Source organism: Pseudomonas sp. LB3P93 (assembly GCF_054898025.1).
This window is the reverse complement of record NZ_CM142713.1, coordinates 5,310,628-5,328,992: the sequence shown is the minus strand read 5'-3', so window position 1 is coordinate 5,328,992 and position 18,365 is coordinate 5,310,628. Positions and strand designations below refer to the sequence as shown.

The 18,365-nt window shown below is 58.7% G+C and carries 21 protein-coding genes; 20 read left to right on the top strand and 1 reads right to left on the bottom strand.

What is annotated here, in order from left to right; all coding sequences use genetic code 11:
• Nucleotides 1-6: 6 nt before the first annotated feature.
• The 6 genes from queA to ACYZT8_RS24205 all read left to right on the top strand — a co-directional run bounded on the left by queA (nt 7) and on the right by ACYZT8_RS24205 (nt 6,093).
• Nucleotides 7-1,056: a tRNA preQ1(34) S-adenosylmethionine ribosyltransferase-isomerase QueA gene (queA, locus tag ACYZT8_RS24230; protein ID WP_461955570.1), complete on the top strand. Its 1,050-nt coding sequence runs from the start codon at nt 7-9 to the stop codon at nt 1,054-1,056.
• Nucleotides 1,057-1,070: 14 nt separating this feature from the next.
• Nucleotides 1,071-2,186, top strand: coding sequence for a tRNA guanosine(34) transglycosylase Tgt (tgt, locus tag ACYZT8_RS24225; RefSeq protein WP_162130724.1), 1,116 nt, complete (start codon nt 1,071-1,073; stop codon nt 2,184-2,186).
• A gap of 43 nt (nt 2,187-2,229) precedes the next feature.
• Complete coding sequence (yajC, locus tag ACYZT8_RS24220) at nt 2,230-2,568, top strand: preprotein translocase subunit YajC (protein ID WP_109634621.1); 339 nt, start codon at nt 2,230-2,232, stop codon at nt 2,566-2,568.
• A gap of 63 nt (nt 2,569-2,631) precedes the next feature.
• Complete coding sequence (gene secD / locus ACYZT8_RS24215; RefSeq protein WP_461976544.1) at nt 2,632-4,500, top strand: protein translocase subunit SecD; 1,869 nt, start codon at nt 2,632-2,634, stop codon at nt 4,498-4,500.
• A 9-nt stretch (nt 4,501-4,509) separates the two neighbouring features.
• The gene (gene secF, locus ACYZT8_RS24210; RefSeq protein WP_131059387.1) at nt 4,510-5,424 is read left to right on the top strand and encodes a protein translocase subunit SecF; all 915 of its coding nucleotides are present in this window, start codon (nt 4,510-4,512) and stop codon (nt 5,422-5,424) included.
• 120 nt (nt 5,425-5,544) lie between these two features.
• Nucleotides 5,545-6,093: a glycine zipper 2TM domain-containing protein gene (locus tag ACYZT8_RS24205; RefSeq protein WP_010457893.1), complete on the top strand. Its 549-nt coding sequence runs from the start codon at nt 5,545-5,547 to the stop codon at nt 6,091-6,093.
• A gap of 246 nt (nt 6,094-6,339) precedes the next feature.
• On the opposite strand, the gene suhB is transcribed toward ACYZT8_RS24205, so the two are convergent.
• Nucleotides 6,340-7,158, bottom strand: coding sequence for a type III secretion system regulator SuhB (gene suhB, locus ACYZT8_RS24200; protein WP_008014726.1), 819 nt, complete (start codon nt 7,156-7,158; stop codon nt 6,340-6,342).
• Nucleotides 7,159-7,463: 305 nt separating this feature from the next.
• On the opposite strand from suhB, the gene trmJ reads away from it, so the two are divergent.
• The 14 genes from trmJ (at nt 7,464) to ACYZT8_RS24130 (ending at nt 18,362) form a co-directional block, all read left to right on the top strand.
• The gene (gene trmJ / locus ACYZT8_RS24195; protein WP_010457884.1) at nt 7,464-8,234 is read left to right on the top strand and encodes a tRNA (cytosine(32)/uridine(32)-2'-O)-methyltransferase TrmJ; all 771 of its coding nucleotides are present in this window, start codon (nt 7,464-7,466) and stop codon (nt 8,232-8,234) included.
• Nucleotides 8,235-8,236: 2 nt separating this feature from the next.
• Nucleotides 8,237-9,013 carry a serine O-acetyltransferase gene (gene cysE, locus ACYZT8_RS24190; RefSeq protein ID WP_033061461.1) on the top strand — a complete coding sequence of 259 codons (777 nt, stop codon included), beginning with the start codon at nt 8,237-8,239 and terminating at the stop codon, nt 9,011-9,013.
• 264 nt (nt 9,014-9,277) lie between these two features.
• Entirely contained in the window at nt 9,278-9,769 is a 492-nt protein-coding gene (gene iscR / locus ACYZT8_RS24185; RefSeq protein WP_008042436.1) for a Fe-S cluster assembly transcriptional regulator IscR, read from the top strand.
• A 50-nt stretch (nt 9,770-9,819) separates the two neighbouring features.
• Nucleotides 9,820-11,034, top strand: coding sequence for an IscS subfamily cysteine desulfurase (locus ACYZT8_RS24180; RefSeq protein ID WP_461976542.1), 1,215 nt, complete (start codon nt 9,820-9,822; stop codon nt 11,032-11,034).
• Between the two features lie 84 nt (nt 11,035-11,118).
• Nucleotides 11,119-11,505, top strand: coding sequence for a Fe-S cluster assembly scaffold IscU (gene iscU / locus ACYZT8_RS24175; RefSeq protein ID WP_003443374.1), 387 nt, complete (start codon nt 11,119-11,121; stop codon nt 11,503-11,505).
• Nucleotides 11,506-11,533: 28 nt separating this feature from the next.
• The gene (gene iscA, locus ACYZT8_RS24170; protein ID WP_028620147.1) at nt 11,534-11,857 is read left to right on the top strand and encodes an iron-sulfur cluster assembly protein IscA; all 324 of its coding nucleotides are present in this window, start codon (nt 11,534-11,536) and stop codon (nt 11,855-11,857) included.
• 8 nt (nt 11,858-11,865) lie between these two features.
• Nucleotides 11,866-12,387 (top strand): co-chaperone HscB, encoded by a 522-nt coding sequence (hscB, locus tag ACYZT8_RS24165; RefSeq protein ID WP_131059383.1) that lies wholly within the window; start codon nt 11,866-11,868, stop codon nt 12,385-12,387.
• Between the two features lie 51 nt (nt 12,388-12,438).
• The gene (hscA, locus tag ACYZT8_RS24160) at nt 12,439-14,301 is read left to right on the top strand and encodes a Fe-S protein assembly chaperone HscA (protein WP_461976540.1); all 1,863 of its coding nucleotides are present in this window, start codon (nt 12,439-12,441) and stop codon (nt 14,299-14,301) included.
• Between the two features lie 2 nt (nt 14,302-14,303).
• The gene (gene fdx, locus ACYZT8_RS24155; RefSeq protein ID WP_131059381.1) at nt 14,304-14,645 is read left to right on the top strand and encodes an ISC system 2Fe-2S type ferredoxin; all 342 of its coding nucleotides are present in this window, start codon (nt 14,304-14,306) and stop codon (nt 14,643-14,645) included.
• A 14-nt stretch (nt 14,646-14,659) separates the two neighbouring features.
• Nucleotides 14,660-14,860 carry a Fe-S cluster assembly protein IscX gene (iscX, locus tag ACYZT8_RS24150; RefSeq protein ID WP_008147746.1) on the top strand — a complete coding sequence of 67 codons (201 nt, stop codon included), beginning with the start codon at nt 14,660-14,662 and terminating at the stop codon, nt 14,858-14,860.
• Between the two features lie 92 nt (nt 14,861-14,952).
• The gene (gene ndk / locus ACYZT8_RS24145) at nt 14,953-15,378 is read left to right on the top strand and encodes a nucleoside-diphosphate kinase (RefSeq protein ID WP_007916882.1); all 426 of its coding nucleotides are present in this window, start codon (nt 14,953-14,955) and stop codon (nt 15,376-15,378) included.
• A gap of 28 nt (nt 15,379-15,406) precedes the next feature.
• Nucleotides 15,407-16,549: a dual-specificity RNA methyltransferase RlmN gene (gene rlmN, locus ACYZT8_RS24140; protein ID WP_054045377.1), complete on the top strand. Its 1,143-nt coding sequence runs from the start codon at nt 15,407-15,409 to the stop codon at nt 16,547-16,549.
• Nucleotides 16,550-16,566: 17 nt separating this feature from the next.
• Nucleotides 16,567-17,325, top strand: coding sequence for a type IV pilus biogenesis/stability protein PilW (pilW, locus tag ACYZT8_RS24135; protein ID WP_403100083.1), 759 nt, complete (start codon nt 16,567-16,569; stop codon nt 17,323-17,325).
• Nucleotides 17,325-18,362: a RodZ domain-containing protein gene (locus ACYZT8_RS24130; protein WP_461976538.1), complete on the top strand. Its 1,038-nt coding sequence runs from the start codon at nt 17,325-17,327 to the stop codon at nt 18,360-18,362. Before pilW ends, ACYZT8_RS24130 begins: the two co-directional genes overlap by 1 nt.
• The last annotated feature ends 3 nt before the right edge of the window (nt 18,363-18,365 follow it).

Genomic DNA, 18,365 nt, shown 5'->3' with positions numbered 1-18,365 from the left:
CCCATCATGCGCGTTGCTGACTTTACATTCGAACTCCCTGATTCGCTGATCGCTCGCCATCCTTTGGCCGAGCGTCGCAACAGTCGCCTGTTGACCCTTGATGGGGTCAGCGGCGCCCTGGCGCACCGTCAATTCACTGATTTGCTGGAGCATTTGCGCCCCGGCGATTTGATGGTGTTCAACAATACCCGGGTGATTCCGGCGCGGCTGTTTGGCCAGAAGGCTTCCGGCGGCAAGCTGGAAATTCTGGTGGAGCGGGTGCTCGACAGTCATCGCGTGCTGGCCCATGTGCGGTCCAGCAAGTCGCCGAAGCCGGGTTCGAAGATCCTGATCGATGGCGGTGGCGAAGCTGAAATGCTGGCGCGTCACGATGCGCTGTTCGAGCTGGGGTTTGCCGAAGAGGTGTTGCCGCTGCTCGACCGCGTCGGGCACATGCCGTTGCCTCCTTATATAGACCGCCCGGATGAAGGCTCGGACCGCGAGCGATATCAGACGGTGTACGCCGAGCGCCTGGGCGCGGTGGCGGCGCCGACGGCGGGGCTGCATTTCGATCAGCCGCTGATGGAGGCGATTGCCGCCAAGGGCGTCGAGACGGCATTCGTGACCTTGCACGTCGGCGCTGGCACGTTCCAGCCGGTGCGCGTCGAGAAGATCGAAGATCACCACATGCACAGCGAATGGCTGGAAGTCGGCCAGGACGTGGTCGATGCCGTCGCGGCTTGCCGTGCTCGCGGTGGTCGGGTGATCGCGGTGGGGACCACCAGTGTGCGTTCCCTGGAAAGCGCCGCGCGCGATGGCGTGCTCAAGCCGTTCAGTGGCGATACAGACATCTTTATCTACCCGGGCCGGCCGTTTCATGTGGTCGATGCCTTGGTCACCAACTTTCATTTGCCCGAATCCACGCTGTTGATGCTGGTTTCGGCGTTCGCCGGTTATCCCGAAGCCATGGCTGCTTATAAAGCCGCCGTCGAGCATCAATACCGCTTTTTCAGCTACGGTGATGCGATGTTTATCACCCGTAATCCCGCACCACGTGGCCCTGAGGACAAAGAATGAGTCGCCAAAGTCGTATGTCGTTTGAGTTGCTTGCTACTGACGGCAAGGCTCGTCGCGGTCGTTTGACCTTCCCGCGCGGTACCGTCGAGACCCCGGCCTTCATGCCGGTGGGCACGTACGGCACCGTGAAGGGCATGCTGCCGCGGGACATCACCGCGACCGGCGCGGAAATCATTCTGGGCAACACCTTCCACTTGTGGCTGCGTCCTGGCACTGAAGTGATCAAGAAGCACGGCGACCTGCACGATTTCATGCAGTGGAAAGGCCCGATTCTGACCGACTCCGGCGGTTTTCAGGTGTTCAGCCTGGGCGCGATGCGCAAGATCAAGGAGGAGGGCGTGACCTTCGCCTCTCCGGTTGATGGCGCCAAAGTGTTCATGGGCCCGGAAGAGTCGATGCAGGTCCAGCGTGACCTGGGCTCGGACATCGTGATGATTTTCGACGAATGCACGCCGTACCCGGCTGATGAAGACGTCGCGCGCATTTCCATGGAGCTGTCGTTGCGTTGGGCCAAGCGTTCGAAAGAAGCCCATGGCGACAACACCGCTGCGCTGTTCGGCATCGTTCAGGGCGGCATGCACCAGGACCTGCGCATGCGCTCCCTCGAAGGCCTCGACAAGATCGGCTTCGATGGCCTGGCCATCGGTGGTCTGTCGGTGGGCGAGCCCAAGCACGAGATGATCAAGGTGCTGGATTACCTGCCGGGCCAGATGCCGGCTGACAAACCTCGTTACCTTATGGGCGTTGGCAAACCGGAAGATCTGGTTGAGGGTGTGCGCCGCGGTGTGGACATGTTCGATTGCGTGATGCCAACCCGTAATGCCCGCAATGGGCATCTGTTCATTGATACAGGCGTGCTGAAGATCCGTAACGCGTTCCATCGCCATGATGATTCGCCGCTCGATCCGACCTGCGATTGCTATACCTGCCAGAACTTCTCCCGCGCTTATCTGCATCACCTGGACAAGTGCGGCGAAATGCTGGGGAGTATGCTCAATACCATCCATAACTTGCGTCATTATCAAGTGCTTATGGCTGGTTTGCGCGAGGCTATTCAACAGGGTACATTGGCCGCCTTTGTCGATGCCTTCTACGCCAAACGCGGGTTGCCTGTTCCGCCTTTGGACTGAGTTTTCTGACCCCAAGATTCAACATTTGCAACTGGAGTGCTAAATGAGCTTTTTTATCTCTAATGCCATGGCTGACGCTGCTGCACCGGCTGCTGCCGGCCCAATGGGTGGCGGTTTTGAGTGGATTTTCCTGGTCGGTTTCCTGGTCATCTTCTACCTGATGATCTGGCGTCCACAGGCCAAGCGCGCCAAAGAGCAGAAAACCCTGCTGGGCAGCCTGCAAAAAGGTGACGAAGTTGTGACCACCGGTGGTATCGCCGGCAAGATCACCAAAGTGTCCGACGACTTCGTTGTTCTGGAAGTTTCCGACACCGTCGAAATGAAGTTCCAGAAAGGCGCCATTGCCGCCACGCTGCCAAAAGGCACGCTGAAAGCGATCTAAGTTTCAACTTCTACTCAATCGACGGGGCGCGCAAGGCGCCCCGCGTCATAAGCGGGCGGCGTGATGCTGAACAAATACCCTCTGTGGAAATACATTCTGATCCTGGCGGTGCTGGCGGTCGGTCTGATTTATTCCGCTCCCAATTTATATCCTGATGACCCGGCCATTCAGGTCAGCGGTGCAAGCACTGCACTGCAAGTCAATCAGGCTGATCTGGATCGTGTGAGCGCTGCGCTCAAGGAATCCGGGATCAACGTCAAGGCGGCCACTCTGGCTGCGAATGGCAAGGGCGGTCTGATTCGTCTGACCAAGGCTGAAGACCAGCTGCCGGCCAAAGACGTCGTGCGCAAGGCATTGGGTGATGACTACGTCGTTGCACTGAACCTGGCGCAAACCACCCCGCAATGGCTGCGCAGCCTCGCCGCGCACCCGATGAAGCTGGGTCTGGACTTGTCCGGTGGTGTGCACTTCCTGCTCGAAGTGGACATGGACAAAGCCCTCGACGCACGCTTGAAAGTGTACGAAGGCGATGTGAAGAGCCTGTTGCGTAAAGAGAAACTGCGCTATCGCAGCCTGCCGCAAATCGACGGTGCCATTCAGTTGGGCTTCACCGATGAAGCCGCTCGCGAGCAAGCCCGCACGCTGATCCGCAAGAACTTCAACGATTTCGACATTGTTCCGGCCGACCTCAATGGTCAACCGGTGCTTCGTCTGGCGATGACCCCGGCCAAGCTGGCGGAAATCCGCGAATACTCCATCAAGCAGAACTTGACCACGGTACGTAACCGCGTCAACGAGCTGGGTGTTGCCGAACCGATCGTTCAGCGTCAGGGCGCCAACCGCATCGTGGTTGAGCTGCCGGGTGTGCAGGACACCGCAGAAGCCAAGCGTATCCTCGGCAAGACGGCCAACCTTGAGTTCCGTCTGGCTGCAGAGCCGGGTGCTTCGAAAGCCACTTCCGAAAGCTTCGAGTTCCGTGAAGGCAATCGTCCGTCGGCACAGATCGAGCGTGGCCTGATCATCACCGGTGACCAGGTGACTGACGCCAAGGCTGGCTTCGGCGAGCACGGTACGCCAGAAGTGAACATCCGTCTGGATGGCCACGGTGGCGAGCTGATGAGTCGTGCGACGCGCAGCAACGTCGGTCGCAGCATGGCGGTGATCTTCATCGAGCAGCGTCCGGTTACCACTTACGTCAAGCAAATGGTTAACGGCGTCGAGAAAGACGTAGCGGTTCAAACCTTCAAAGAAGAGAAGAAGATCATCAGCCTGGCGACCATTCAGTCGCCGCTGGGTGCTCAATTCCGCATCACTGGCCTGAACGGTCAGGGCGAGTCGTCCGAACTGGCGCTGCTGTTGCGTGCCGGTGGTCTGGCGGCTCCGATGTACTTCGCTGAAGAGCGCACCATTGGCCCGAGCCTGGGTGCGGACAACATCGTCAAAGGTATCGATGCATCGCTGTGGGGCATGCTGTTTGTCTCGCTGTTCATCATCGCCATCTACCGCTTCTTCGGCATCATTGCCACCGTCGCGCTGGCAGTGAACATGGTGCTGCTGCTGGCCCTGATGTCGCTGCTGGGTGCAACGCTGACACTGCCGGGTATCGCCGGTATCGTATTGACCATGGGTATGGCGGTCGACGCCAACGTACTGATCTTCTCGCGGATTCGTGAAGAGATCGCGGCGGGCATGACCGTACAGCGGGCAATCAACGAAGGCTTCGGCCGGGCATTCACCGCGATTCTCGACGCCAACCTGACAACACTGTTGGTCGGCGGGATTCTCTTTGCAATGGGCACAGGCCCGGTCAAAGGTTTCGCAGTGACCATGTCCCTCGGGATCTTTACCTCGATGTTCACGGCCATCATGGTGACCCGCGCGATGGTCAACCTGATCTTCGGCGGTCGTGACTTCAAGAAGTTGTGGATTTAAGGGGCTGCCATGTTACGTACAATCAACTTCATGGGCGTTCGCAACTTTGCGTTCGGCGTCACATTGTTCCTTACCGTGCTGGCTTTGTTCAGTGTCGCCACCAAGGGCATGAACTGGGGTCTGGACTTCACCGGCGGTACGCTCATCGAGCTGACCTACGAGCGTCCGGCCGATGTCACCAAGGTGCGTGAGCAACTGACCACTTCGGGTTATCACGAGGCAATCGTGCAGAGCTTCGGTGCGACTACCGATTTGCTGGTGCGCATGCCGGGTGAAGACCCGCAGCTGGGTCATCAAGTGGCAGAAGCGCTGCTGAAAGTCGGCGGCGACAACCCGGCGACGGTCAAGCGCGTCGAGTTCGTCGGCCCGCAGGTGGGTGAAGAGCTGCGCGACCAGGGCGGCCTCGGCATGCTGATGGCGCTGGGCGGCATCCTGATCTACCTGGCTTTCCGCTTTCAGTGGAAGTTCGCGGTCGGTGCCATCGTTTCGCTGATCCACGATGTGATCGTGACCATCGGTATTCTGTCGTTCTTCCAGATCACCTTCGACCTGACGGTGTTGGCGGCGGTATTGGCGATCATCGGTTACTCGCTCAACGACACCATCGTGGTATTCGATCGGGTTCGTGAGAACTTCCGTGTGCTGCGTAAGGCCAGCCTGATCGAGAACATCAACATCTCGACCACGCAAACCCTGTTGCGGACCATGGCGACGTCGATCTCCACCTTGCTGGCGATTGCTGCCCTGTTGTTCTTCGGTGGCGACAACCTGTTCGGTTTCTCCATCGCGCTGTTTATCGGTGTGTTGGCAGGTACCTACTCGTCGATCTACATCGCCAACGTCGTGCTGATCTGGCTGAACCTGAGCACTGAGGATCTGATTCCTACAGTGGCTACCGATAAGGAAGTCGACGACCGTCCATAACGGCCATCGCTTTTCCAGCTGTCAGCCGAAAAAGGCGCGAGTTGAACTCGCGCCTTTTTTTATGCTCCAAGGCTGGGAGAAGCGCGGACATGTTCCGCGGGTGATGGTCAGGAGGTTCATGTGAACAAGTCGTTGCTGGTTGGTGCGGTATTGGGTGCTGTCGGTGTAACTGCCGGGGGTGCTGTTGCCACCTACAGCCTGGTTAAAAGCGGCCCTGAGTATGCGCAAGTGCTAGCCGTTGAACCGGTCAAGACACAAATCAAGACGCCACGTGAAGTGTGCAAGGATGTAGCAGTGACCCGGCAGGCGCCGGTGAAAGATCAACACCAGATCGCCGGTACGGTGGTGGGTGCACTGGCAGGCGGTCTGCTGGGTAACCAGATCGGCGGCGGCACCGGCAAGAAAATTGCCACGGTTGCGGGCGCGGTTGGCGGCGGATATGCCGGCAACAAGGTTCAGGAGGGCATGCAGGAGCGTGACACCTACACCACGACTCAAACCCGTTGTAATACGGTGAATGACATCAGCGACAAGGTCGTAGGTTACGACGTTCGTTATTCGCTGGATGGCAAGGAAGGCAAGGTGCGGATGGATCGCGATCCGGGCAACCAGATTCCGGTCGACAAGGAAGGCAAGCTGGTTCTGTCGCAGAACGAGCAGGCTCATTAAGTAGCTCAGGTTTAAAAAGAAGCACCCTGCGGGGTGCTTTTTTTGTGCCCGCAATGCAGGTTCGAAGCCACCACAAGACCCTGTGGGAGCGGGCTTGCCCGCGATAGCAGTGTGTCAGGCAACAATGATGGTGCAGGTAATGCCGCCATCGCGGGCAAGCCCGCTCCCACATGGATCAGTGGTGGGGCAGGGGCAAATTCCAGGCATAAAAAAGCACCCCGAAGGGTGCTTTCTTGGGCCGGTCGCTTAGCGTTTCAGCGAAGCTGGCAGGTGCGGCTGGATGGCCGTCAATACTGCTTTGAAGCACTTGGTGTTACCGGCAACGATGTGGCCTTTCTCAAGGAAGTCGTGACCGCCGGTGAAGTCGCTCACCAAGCCGCCAGCTTCCTGGATCAGCAGGGCGCCTGCAGCCATGTCCCACTCGGACAGGCCCGACTCCCAGAAAGCGTCGAAACGGCCGGCAGCCACGTAGGCCAGGTCCAGGCTCGCCGAACCAGCGCGGCGGATGCCGGCGGTCTGGCCCACCAGGGCGCGGAACATGCCCAGGTAGTTGTCGAGGTTGTCCATCTGGTCGTCACGGAACGGGAAGCCGGTACCCAGCAGGGCGCCGTCCAGGCTGGTGCGACCGCTGACGCGCAGACGACGACCGTTCAGTTGAGCGCCGCGACCACGGCTGGCGGTGAATTCTTCCTGGCGAACCGGGTCCAGAACAACAGCGTGCTCCAGGCGACCGCGGTATTTGCAGGCGATGCTGACGGCGAAGTGAGGAATGCCGCGCAGGAAGTTGGTGGTGCCGTCCAGCGGATCGATGATCCACAGGTATTCTTCGCCTTCGATCCCGGTGCCGGCGTGCATGCCGGTTTCTTCACCCATGATCGAGTGGTTCGGGTAGGCCTTGCGCAGCGCGTCGATGATTTTCTGTTCGGCAGCGCGATCAACCTCGGATACGTAATCCTTGGCGTCTTTTTCGTCGACCTTGATGGTATCCAGGCGCTCGATGGAGCGGAAGATCAATTCACTGGCGCTGCGGGCGGCGCGCAGCGCGATATTCAGCATGGGCTGCATGGATGTGTCACCTAAGGTTGTTAAAGAAAGCCGGGCATTCTATCAGAACTTTTCTACAGGTGAAGGTTGGTGTTCGCTTTCATAGCTGAACGGTGTGCCCCGCCTCAGAAATACGGTCACTTTTGACGAGTGATCAATGTTGGCGGGCAAGGCGCCGCGCCGACTCATAGCTCGCTATGGGGAGAAGCGGCAACGCAGCATGCCGACATTGAGCGCCGTCAAAAGTGAATCGTTATTTTTGAGGCGGGGCACCCTGTTGAGCTGTAAGATTCTGCTCCCCATTAAAGTGTTCGAGAGCGCCTACCTTGCTGCATAACATTCGTGTCGTCCTGGTCAATACCAGCCACCCCGGCAACATCGGCGGGGCTGCGCGTGCCATGAAGAACATGGGCCTGTCGCGGCTGGTGCTGGTCGAACCGCGGCTGTTCCCGCACCACGAGGCCGATGCTCGTGCTTCCGGCGCCGGGGACATCCTTGAAAACGCGCAAGTCGTCGCCACCTTGGAAGATGCCTTGGTCGGCTGCAATCTGGTGCTCGGCACCAGCGCCCGTGACCGTCGTATTCCCTGGCCATTGCTCGATCCCCGCGAGTGCGGTGTGAAAGTGGTCGAGGAAGCGGCGTCGGGTGCCGAGATTGCCTTGGTCTTTGGTCGTGAGGATTCCGGCCTGACCAATGAAGAGCTGCAGCGATGTCATTATCACGTGCACATCCCATCAGACCCTGAGTTCAGTTCGCTGAACCTTGGGGCAGCGGTGCAGGTGTTGAGCTATGAAGTGCGGATGTCCTGGCTCGCGGCCCAAGGCCAGCCGAGCAAGGTCGAGAAGGATGAAGTGGCGTCCACCAAAAGTGGTGAGCTGGCGACCATGGATGAGCTGGAGCGATTCTATGAGCACCTGGAGCAAACCCTGGTGGCCATCGAATTCCTCGATCCGGAAAAACCTCGGCACTTGATGGCGCGCCTGCGCCGGTTGTACGGTCGCAGCTCGGTCAGCCGGGCGGAAATGAATATATTGCGTGGCATCCTCACGGAAACCCAGAAAGCGGCCCGTGGCGAGCTTCTAAAGCGGAAGGATTAAAAATGTTCGAGCGTTTGCGTGAAGATATCCAGAGTGTTTTCCATCGTGACCCGGCTGCGCGCAACGCCTTTGAAGTTCTGACCTGCTACCCGGGCATGCACGCCATCTGGATCCATCGCCTCTCGTCGGCCCTGTGGGGCATGGGCTGGAAATGGCTGGCGCGGCTGGTGTCGAACTTCGGTCGCTGGTTGACCGGGATCGAAATCCATCCGGGTGCCAAGGTCGGTCGTCGCTTCTTTATTGACCATGGCATGGGCATCGTCATCGGCGAGACCGCCGAGATTGGCAACGACGTCACCCTTTATCAGGGCGTGACCCTTGGCGGTACCAGCTGGAACAAGGGCAAGCGCCACCCGACGCTGGAAGATGGCGTGGTGGTAGGGGCGGGCGCCAAGGTGCTCGGTCCTTTCACGGTGGGTGCGGGTGCCAAGGTCGGTTCCAATGCCGTGGTGACCAAGGCTGTGCCTGCCGGCGCGACCGTGGTCGGGATTCCAGGGCGGATCATCGTCAAATCCGATGAAGAGCAGGACGCCAAGCGCAAGGCTATGGCCGAGAAGATCGGCTTCGATGCCTACGGTGTTGGCGAAGACATGCCTGACCCGGTGGCGCGCGCTATTAACCAGTTGCTTGATCACCTGCAGGCCGTTGATGGTCGTCTGGAGGGGATGTGCGGGGCGTTGAAGGATCTGGGCAGTAATTACTGTGCGAAAGATCTGCCTGAGCTGCGCGAAGAAGACTTTGCGTGTGTGAAGGACAAGGATCAGAGTCAGGCCAGCTAGATCGAGTCGACTTCAATCGCGGGCAAGCCCGCTCCCACATGAATTGCGCCATGCATGCCATCGAAGGCAGACAAAGGCCCCTGTGGGAGCGGGCTTGCCCGCGATGAACGATAACGCGCAATTGCTGGCTGTAACGGGCCAGCCTTTGCTATGATGCGCCCGCTCTTTTGCGGGTAATCCTGACTAAAGTACTAGGTCTTATAGTTGACTTAAATACTCGGGAATTGCATACTCGCCCCATTCCGAACTCCGTGGTAATTGTCCATGCGACTGACTACAAAAGGCCGATACGCCGTAACCGCCATGCTCGACCTGGCGTTGCACGCGCAGCACGGGCCGGTGTCCCTGGCCGATATCTCCGAGCGCCAAGGCATCTCCCTGTCCTACCTCGAACAGCTTTTCGCCAAATTGCGCCGCAGCAATTTGGTCTCCAGTGTTCGTGGTCCAGGTGGCGGCTACCAATTGTCCCGCGACATGCAGGGCATCCAGGTCGCCCAGGTGATCGATGCGGTAAACGAATCGGTTGATGCCACCAAATGCCAGGGTCAAGGTGATTGCCATCAAGGCGATACCTGCCTGACCCACCACTTGTGGTGCGATCTGAGCCTGCAGATTCACGAATTTCTGAGCGGTATCAGCTTGGCTGATCTTGTCACTCGCCGTGAGGTACAAGAAGTAGCCCAGCGTCAGGACCAGCGTCGTTGCAACAGCAAGACGCCACGCCTGGACAAGATTGAAGCGTCCGCCGTCGAATGACAGCCAAAGAGCTAGCGGCACGCCAGCCAGCCTGATTTAGGAGATAGTCCATGAAATTGCCGATTTACCTTGATTACTCTGCGACCACCCCGGTTGATCCGCGTGTTGCGCAAAAAATGAGTGAATGCCTGCTGGTCGACGGAAACTTCGGTAACCCGGCGTCCCGTTCCCACGTGTTTGGCTGGAAAGCTGAAGAGTCCGTCGAAAACGCTCGCCGTCAGGTCGCTGACCTGGTCAACGCCGATCCGCGTGAAATCGTCTGGACCTCCGGTGCCACCGAGTCCGACAACCTGGCAATCAAGGGTGCGGCGCATTTCTACGCCACTAAAGGCAAACACCTGATCACCACCAAGATTGAGCACAAGGCTGTCCTCGACACCATGCGCCAACTGGAGCGTGAAGGCTTCGAAGTGACCTACCTCGAGCCTCAGACCGATGGTCTGGTGACCCCGGCGATGATCGAAGCCGCCCTGCGCGACGACACCATCCTGGTCTCCGTCATGCATGTGAACAACGAAATCGGCACCATCAACGACATCGAAGCCATCGGCGAACTGACCCGCTCCAAGGGCATTCTGTTCCACGTTGACGCCGCTCAGTCCACCGGCAAGGTCGAGATCGACCTGTCGAAGCTGAAAGTCGACCTGATGTCGTTCTCCGCCCACAAAACCTACGGCCCAAAAGGCATCGGCGCGCTGTACGTCAGCCGCAAGCCGCGTGTTCGCATCGAAGCGACCATGCACGGCGGCGGTCACGAGCGTGGCATGCGTTCCGGCACCCTGGCGACCCACCAGATCGTTGGCATGGGCGAAGCGTTCCGCGTAGCCAAGGAAGACATGGCGGTCGAGAACATCCGCATCAAAGCCCTGAGCGACCGTTTCTTCAAGCAGGTCGAAGACCTGGAAGAGCTGTACATCAACGGCAGCATGACCGCCCGCGTTCCGCACAACCTGAACCTGAGCTTCAACTACGTTGAAGGCGAGTCGCTGATCATGGCGCTCAAGGATCTGGCGGTTTCGTCCGGTTCGGCCTGCACCTCGGCATCGCTTGAGCCTTCGTACGTTCTGCGCGCCCTGGGCCGCAACGACGAACTGGCACACAGCTCGATCCGCTTCACCTTCGGCCGTTTCACCACCGAAGAAGAAATCGACTACGCCGCGCAGAAAGTCTGCGAGGCCGTTACCAAGCTGCGCACCTTGTCGCCGCTGTGGGACATGTACAAAGACGGTGTCGACATTTCGAAAATCGAGTGGGCGGCACACTGATTTCAAGTCGCCGCAAACCGGCCCTGCAGGATTTCGGTTCGCAGGGCTCAAGAGCGACTCTCTGATGAGTGAGGATTAAGAATCATGGCTTACAGCGAAAAGGTCATCGACCACTACGAAAACCCGCGCAACGTCGGCAAGATGGACGCGGAAGACCCTGATGTCGGCACCGGCATGGTCGGTGCTCCGGCGTGCGGCGACGTGATGCGTCTGCAGATCAAGGTCAACGAGCAAGGCATCATCGAAGACGCCAAGTTCAAGACTTACGGTTGCGGTTCGGCAATCGCCTCCAGCTCTCTGGCGACCGAGTGGATGAAAGGCAAGACTCTGGATGAAGCAGAGACCATCAAGAACACTCAGCTGGCCGAAGAACTGGCCCTGCCGCCAGTAAAAATTCACTGCTCCGTACTTGCTGAAGACGCTATCAAAGCGGCCGTTCGCGACTACAAGCAGAAGAAAGGCTTGATCTAAGCATTAAGCGACGAGTAAGGAGTCAACGATGGCTATCAGCATGACAGAAGCGGCTGCTCGACACGTGCGACGCTCCCTTGACGGGCGCGGCAAAGGTGAGGGGATTCGTCTGGGTGTTCGCACCACGGGCTGTTCCGGCCTTGCCTACGTGCTGGAGTTTGTCGACGAGGTGGTTGCAGAGGATCAGGTGTTCGAAAGTCACGGCGAGAAAGTGATCATCGACCCGAAAAGCCTGTCCTACCTGGACGGCACCGAACTCGATTTCGTCAAGGAAGGGTTGAACGAAGGCTTCAAGTTCAACAACCCCAACGTACGCGGTGAGTGTGGCTGCGGCGAAAGCTTCAACATCTGAGGCTGCTCGTGGGTACTCCTTGTCATTACGCTTTATTTGAACTGCAACCGAGCTTCCGCCTGGATCTCGATCAGTTGGCCACGCGCTATCGTGAGTTGGCGCGGGGTGTTCATCCAGACCGTTTTGCAGACGCTTCCGAGCGTGAGCAACGGCTGGCGCTAGAGCAATCCGCGAGCCTCAACGAGGCCTACCAGACGCTCAAAAGTCCCCCAAAGCGCGCGCGATACCTGCTCGCCATGGGTGGTCGCGAGCTGCCGCTGGAGGTCACGGTGCATGATCCGGAGTTTCTTCTGCAGCAGATGGAGCTGCGTGAAGAGCTCGAAGACCTGCAAGACAGCGCCGACCTGGCGGGTGTTGCAGTGTTCAAGCGTCGCCTGAAGACGGCTCAGGATGAACTGAACGAAAGCTTCGCAGCCTGTTGGGATGATGCAGCGCAACGTGAACAGGCCGAACGCCTGATGCGGCGCATGCAGTTCCTCGACAAGCTCACCTACGAAGTGCGCCAGTTAGAAGAGCGCCTCGACGATTAACCCAGTGCCGCTCCGGTCGCACGCCTGATATACAGATAAGTCCTGATAACGATGGCCCTACTGCAGATCGCCGAACCCGGCCAAAGTCCTCAACCGCACCAGCGTCGTCTGGCTGTGGGGATTGACTTGGGCACTACCAATTCGCTGGTCGCTGCATTGCGCAGTGGTCTTTCCGAGCCTCTGGCCGACGCTGACGGGCAGGTCATTCTGCCGTCTGCCGTGCGCTACCACGCCGATCGCGTCGAAGTCGGCGAGTCGGCCAAGCTGGCGGCCGCTACCGATCCTTTGAACACCGTGCTGTCGGTCAAGCGCTTGATGGGTCGTGGTTTGTCCGACGTCAAGCAATTGGGCGATCAACTGCCGTACCGCTTCGTCGGCGGCGAGTCGCACATGCCGTTCATCGACACCATTCAGGGGCCGAAAAGCCCGGTGGAAGTCTCTGCCGATATCCTGAAAGTGCTGCGTCAGCGCGCCGAAGAGGCATTGGGCGGCGAGCTGGTGGGTGCGGTGATCACCGTTCCGGCCTATTTCGACGATGCTCAGCGTCAAGCGACCAAGGATGCGGCCAAGCTGGCCGGTCTGAATGTGCTGCGTTTGCTCAATGAGCCTACCGCTGCCGCTGTGGCATACGGTCTGGATCAGCACGCCGAAGGCCTGGTCGCGATTTACGACCTGGGCGGCGGTACATTTGATATTTCGATCCTGCGCCTGACCGGCGGTGTGTTCGAAGTGCTGGCCACCGGCGGCGACAGCGCCCTGGGTGGCGATGACTTCGACCATGCCATCGCTGGCTGGATCATCGAGAGCGCCGGTTTGTCGGCTGACCTCGACCCGGGCGCGCAGCGTCATCTGCTGCAAACCGCTTGCGCAGCCAAAGAAGCCCTGACCAATGTCGCGACTGTTGAAGTCGCTTGCGGTGACTGGAAAGCGCAACTGACTCGCGAAGCCTTCGATGCGCTGATCGAACCAATGGTTGCTCGCAGCCTGAAGGCCTGCCGTCGTGCAGTGCGTGATTCCGGCATCGAACTGGACGAAGTGCACGCCGTGGTTATGGTCGGCGGCTCGACGCGCGTACCTCGCGTTCGTGAAGCCGTCGCTGAAGCCTTCGGTCGTCAGCCGCTGACTGAAATCGATCCGGATCAAGTGGTGGCCATTGGTGCTGCGATCCAGGCCGATACATTGGCTGGCAACAAGCGCGATGGCGGCGAATTGCTCTTGCTCGACGTCATTCCGTTGTCCCTGGGGCTGGAAACCATGGGCGGCCTGATGGAGAAGGTGATTCCGCGCAACACCACCATCCCCGTTGCCCGTGCCCAGGACTTCACCACTTACAAAGACGGCCAGTCGGCCATGGCGATTCACGTGTTGCAGGGCGAGCGTGAACTGATCAGTGACTGCCGTTCCCTGGCGCGCTTTGAATTGCGTGGCATTCCGGCAATGGTCGCCGGTGCCGCGAAAATCCGCGTGACGTTCCAGGTCGATGCCGACGGTCTGCTCAGCGTCTCCGCTCGCGAATTGGGTTCGGGTGTCGAGGCCAGCATTCAGGTCAAGCCATCCTACGGCCTGACCGACGGCGAAATCGCCAAAATGCTCAAGGATTCGTTCCAGCACGCCAACGACGACAAAGTTGCCAGGGTGCTGCGTGAGCAGCAAGTCGATGCCCAGCGCCTGATCGAAGCGGTGCAGGCCGCCCTTGATGTCGACGGTGAGCGCTTGCTCGACGCCGATGAGCGCATGGTGATCGAGCTGCAGATGCAGGAACTGACCGAACTGATGAAAGGTACTGATGGTTACGCCATCGAGCAGCAGACCAAGCGTCTGTCGCAAGTGACCGATGCTTTTGCTGCCCGCCGCCTGGATTCGACGGTGAAAGCCGCGCTGGCGGGGCGCAACCTGAATGAGATTGAGGAATAACGATGCCGCAGGTCATTTTTCTGCCACACGAAAAGTTTTGCCCGGACGGCATGGTCGTGGAGGCTGAGACCGGCACGTCCATCCTCGAACTGGCGCATGAGCACCATATCGAGATGGAAAGTGCCTGTGGCGGCGTCTGCGCCTGCACCACCTGCCATTGCCTGATTCGTGAGGGCTTTGACTCGCTGGAAGAGGCTGATGAGCTGGAAGAAGACTATCTTGATAAGGCTTGGGGGCTGGAAGCCCAGTCGCGCCTGGCCTGTCAGGCAAAAGTCGGGACCGAAGACCTGACCGTCGAAATTCCGAAATACTCGCTCAACCATGCGGCCGAAGCGCCGCACTGATTCAAGGAAGCGTCATGAGTCTGAAATGGGTTGATGTGCTGGAAATCGCGATCCAACTGGCTGAATCCAAGCCGGATGTGGACCCGCGTTACGTGAACTTCGTCGATCTGCACAAATGGGTGCTGGCATTGCCGGAGTTCAGTGATGATCCGACCCGCGGTGGCGAGAAGGTGCTTGAAGCCATTCAGGCCGCCTGGATCGAAGAAGCAGACTGAGTCTGCGCCGTACGCAGTTAGGCAATACCAAAGAACCCGCGTATAATTCGCGGGTTTAATTTTTCGCAAATTACCGTTTCTGGAGTTACACCATGGCTGTTCAACGTACTTTCTCCATCATCAAGCCTGACGCTGTTGCAAAAAACGTCATCGGCGAGATCACCACTCGTTTCGAAAAAGCAGGCCTGCGCGTTGTAGCTTCGAAACTGAAGCAACTGTCCAAAGCTGAAGCTGAAGGCTTCTACGCTGAGCACAGCGCTCGTGGTTTCTTCGGCGACCTGGTTGCTTTCATGATCTCCGGCCCGGTTGTCGTTCAGGTTCTGGAAGGCGAAAACGCTATCGCTCTGAACCGTGAGCTGATGGGCGCTACCAACCCTAAAGAAGCTGCTGCCGGCACCATCCGTGCTGACTTCGCTGATTCGATCGACGCCAACGCTGTACACGGTTCGGACTCCGAAGCCGCTGCTGCTCGCGAAATCTCGTACTTCTTCGCAGCTACTGAAGTAACCACTCGCTAAGCATTGGCTTATGAGTGAAGGTGAATCCATGACTACATCGACTGTTAAAACTAACCTGCTGGGTCTGACTCAGCTGGAAATGGAAAAATTCTTCGACTCAATCGGGGAGAAGCGTTTCCGTGCCGGTCAGGTAATGAAATGGATTCACCACCTTGGCGTCGATGATTTCGACGCCATGACGAACGTCAGCAAAGCCTTGCGCGACAAGCTCAAGGTCATTGCTGAAGTTCGCGGTCCTGAAGTGGTCAGCGAGGACATTTCCACCGACGGCACCCGTAAGTGGGTGGTGCGTGTGGCGTCCGGCAGCTGCGTCGAGACCGTGTACATTCCCCAGGGCAAACGCGGCACTCTGTGCGTTTCGTCCCAGGCAGGCTGTGCCCTGGATTGCAGTTTCTGCTCCACCGGCAAGCAAGGTTTCAACAGCAACCTCACCGCCGCCGAAGTCATCGGCCAGGTGTGGATTGCCAATAAATCGTTCGGCAGCATCCCGGCGACCGCCGACCGTGCAATCACCAACGTGGTGATGATGGGCATGGGTGAGCCGCTGCTGAACTTCGACAACGTCGTGGCCGCCATGCATCTGATGATGGATGACCTGGGCTACGGGATCTCCAAGCGCCGCGTGACCCTGTCCACTTCGGGCGTGGTGCCGATGATCGATGAGCTGTCCAAGCACATCGACGTCTCCCTGGCGTTGTCCCTGCACGCACCAAACGACGCATTGCGTAACCAATTGGTGCCGATCAACAAGAAATATCCGCTTAAGATGCTGCTCGAGTCGTGCCAGCGCTACATGTCGTCCCTGGGCGAAAAGCGCGTGCTGACCATCGAGTACACCTTGCTCAAGGACATCAACGACAAGGTTGAACATGCCGTTGAAATGATCGAGTTGCTCAAGAACATCCCGTGCAAGATCAACCTGATTCCGTTTAACCCGTTCCCGCATTCCGGTTATGAGCGTCCTAGCAACAACGCGATTCGCCGGTTCCAGGATCAGCTTCACCATGCAGGCTTCAATGTCACCGTACGCACCACCCGCGGTGAAGACATCGATGCCGCGTGTGGCCAATTGGTAGGGCAGGTGCTGGATCGCACCCGTCGCAGCGAACGTTATATCGCCGTGCGCGAATTGAGCGCCGAGAACGATATGGCGCAAAACGCCGCGAAATAAATCAAGAGAGGATCTCTATGTCCCTGCGCTTCGCGCTGCTTTTGCTATTGGCCAGCCTGTGTGCTGGTTGCGTTCTGTCGGGCGATTTCAACCCGATGAAAACCAGCAAAGGGCGCGATGAAGCGCGTACGGCCTACGTGCAACTGGGCTTGGGATACTTGCAGCAAGGCATGACCGAACGGGCAAAAGTGCCGTTGAAGAAAGCCCTGGATCTGGATGACTCGGATCCGGATGCCAATGCGGCGCTCGGGCTGGTGTTTCAGGCTGAAATGGAACCTGAGCTCGCAGACCAGCACTTTCGCAAGGCGCTGTCTTCCCGTCCCAACGATGCACGAATCTTGAATAACTACGGCAGCTTTCTTTTCGAAGAAAAACGTTACAAAGAGGCCTACGAACGCTTTGAACAGGCGGCCGCCGATACCCTGTATCCTGAGCGTTCGCGGGTGTTCGAGAACCTGGGCATGACCGCTTCGAAGCTGGGCCAGCGTGATCTGGCGCAGCAGCAACTGGAAAAAGCCCTGCGTTTGAACCGCCAACAACCGCGTGCATTACTGGAAATGGCTGAGTTGTCCTTCGAAGACAGGCATTATGTGCCCGCACGTGACTATTACGACCGTTTTAGCCTGCTCACCGAGCAAAATGCACGTAGTCTATTGCTCGGCGTTCGGCTGGCAAAAGTGTTTGAAGATCGCGACAAGGCCGCCAGTTTTGGCCTGCAACTAAAACGACTCTATCCCGGTACGCCGGAATATCAGCAATACCTGTCGGAGCAATGATGAAAGCGGCGCATCCCGAAGTTGTAGCAGCGAATCGCGTTAACCCCGGTGAGACTTTGCGCCAGGCCCGCGAAAGCAATGGCTGGTCGCTGGCCGAAGTGGCCCTCAAGCTCAACCTCACCGTTAATTCCTTGAGCAATCTGGAAGCCGGCGCGTTCGACAAGCTTCCAGGGCACACCTTTGCTCGGGGTTATATCCGCGCGTACGCCAAGTTGTTGGGCATGGACCAGACCGTTCTGGTCCAGCAGTTCGACCAATCCACCGGCACCGACTCCCAGGGCAGCAACGTCCACAGCCTGGGTCGTATCGAAGAACCGGTTCGGGTTTCCCACACTATTTTGCGCATTGTCAGCCTGCTGTTGCTGATCGCAGTGATCGGCGGCGGTTTTATCTGGTGGCAGGATCAAACCTCCTTGCGCACCAAGGACCTGATCGGCCTCACCCCGGAACACGTTGAAGTCGAAGGCGCCGATGGCACCACCCAGATCCATCCGCTGGACGAGCCGGAAGACCAGGCCGTCGCGGAAGGTCAGGCTGAAGGCACAACCGCGCTTGCGTTGCCGCAAGCCGAGACTTCGGCTGAGGCACCGGCTGAAACTGAAGTGACCGCGCCTGCGGCTTCTACTGCACCAGCACCTGCTTCTCCAGCCCCAGTTGCACCGGCGCACAGCACCGCTCCTGTTGTCGCAACACCGGTCGCGCCAAGCCCGACGGCTCCGGTTGTATCGACCCCGCCTGCAAGCGCTTCGGTCACTCCAACCATTCCCGCTCCAGCCGCAGTTGCTCCGGTTGCCGGCCAAGGCCAGGTTCAACTGCAGTTCACCGCCGATTGCTGGACCCAGGTCACCGATGGCACCGGCAAGGTGCTGTTGAGCGGCCTCAAGCGTAAAGGTGAAAATGTTTCCGTCAGCGGCAAGCCGCCATTTTCCGTGCGTCTGGGCTTCGCCCGTGGCGCGCAGGTCAGCTACAACGGGCAGGCGGTCGATGTCGCTCCGTTCACCAGTGGCGAGACTGCTCGCCTGAAGTTGGGTCAATAAGTC

Bases quoted from the DNA above. Each gene is read 5' to 3' on its own strand.
- queA (WP_461955570.1), top strand. From the start codon at position 7: ATGCGCGTTGCTGACTTTACATTCGAACTCCCTGATTCGCTGATCGCT.
- tgt (WP_162130724.1), top strand. From the start codon at position 1,071: ATGTCGTTTGAGTTGCTTGCTACTGACGGCAAGGCTCGTCGCGGTCGT.
- yajC (WP_109634621.1), top strand. From the start codon at position 2,230: ATGAGCTTTTTTATCTCTAATGCCATGGCTGACGCTGCTGCACCGGCT.
- secD (WP_461976544.1), top strand. From the start codon at position 2,632: ATGCTGAACAAATACCCTCTGTGGAAATACATTCTGATCCTGGCGGTG.
- secF (WP_131059387.1), top strand. From the start codon at position 4,510: ATGTTACGTACAATCAACTTCATGGGCGTTCGCAACTTTGCGTTCGGC.
- suhB (WP_008014726.1), bottom strand. From the start codon at position 7,158: ATGCAGCCCATGCTGAATATCGCGCTGCGCGCCGCCCGCAGCGCCAGT.
- cysE (WP_033061461.1), top strand. From the start codon at position 8,237: ATGTTCGAGCGTTTGCGTGAAGATATCCAGAGTGTTTTCCATCGTGAC.
- iscR (WP_008042436.1), top strand. From the start codon at position 9,278: ATGCGACTGACTACAAAAGGCCGATACGCCGTAACCGCCATGCTCGAC.
- ACYZT8_RS24180 (WP_461976542.1), top strand. From the start codon at position 9,820: ATGAAATTGCCGATTTACCTTGATTACTCTGCGACCACCCCGGTTGAT.
- iscU (WP_003443374.1), top strand. From the start codon at position 11,119: ATGGCTTACAGCGAAAAGGTCATCGACCACTACGAAAACCCGCGCAAC.
- iscA (WP_028620147.1), top strand. From the start codon at position 11,534: ATGGCTATCAGCATGACAGAAGCGGCTGCTCGACACGTGCGACGCTCC.
- hscA (WP_461976540.1), top strand. From the start codon at position 12,439: ATGGCCCTACTGCAGATCGCCGAACCCGGCCAAAGTCCTCAACCGCAC.
- fdx (WP_131059381.1), top strand. From the start codon at position 14,304: ATGCCGCAGGTCATTTTTCTGCCACACGAAAAGTTTTGCCCGGACGGC.
- iscX (WP_008147746.1), top strand. From the start codon at position 14,660: ATGAGTCTGAAATGGGTTGATGTGCTGGAAATCGCGATCCAACTGGCT.
- ndk (WP_007916882.1), top strand. From the start codon at position 14,953: ATGGCTGTTCAACGTACTTTCTCCATCATCAAGCCTGACGCTGTTGCA.
- rlmN (WP_054045377.1), top strand. From the start codon at position 15,407: ATGACTACATCGACTGTTAAAACTAACCTGCTGGGTCTGACTCAGCTG.
- pilW (WP_403100083.1), top strand. From the start codon at position 16,567: ATGTCCCTGCGCTTCGCGCTGCTTTTGCTATTGGCCAGCCTGTGTGCT.
- ACYZT8_RS24130 (WP_461976538.1), top strand. From the start codon at position 17,325: ATGAAAGCGGCGCATCCCGAAGTTGTAGCAGCGAATCGCGTTAACCCC.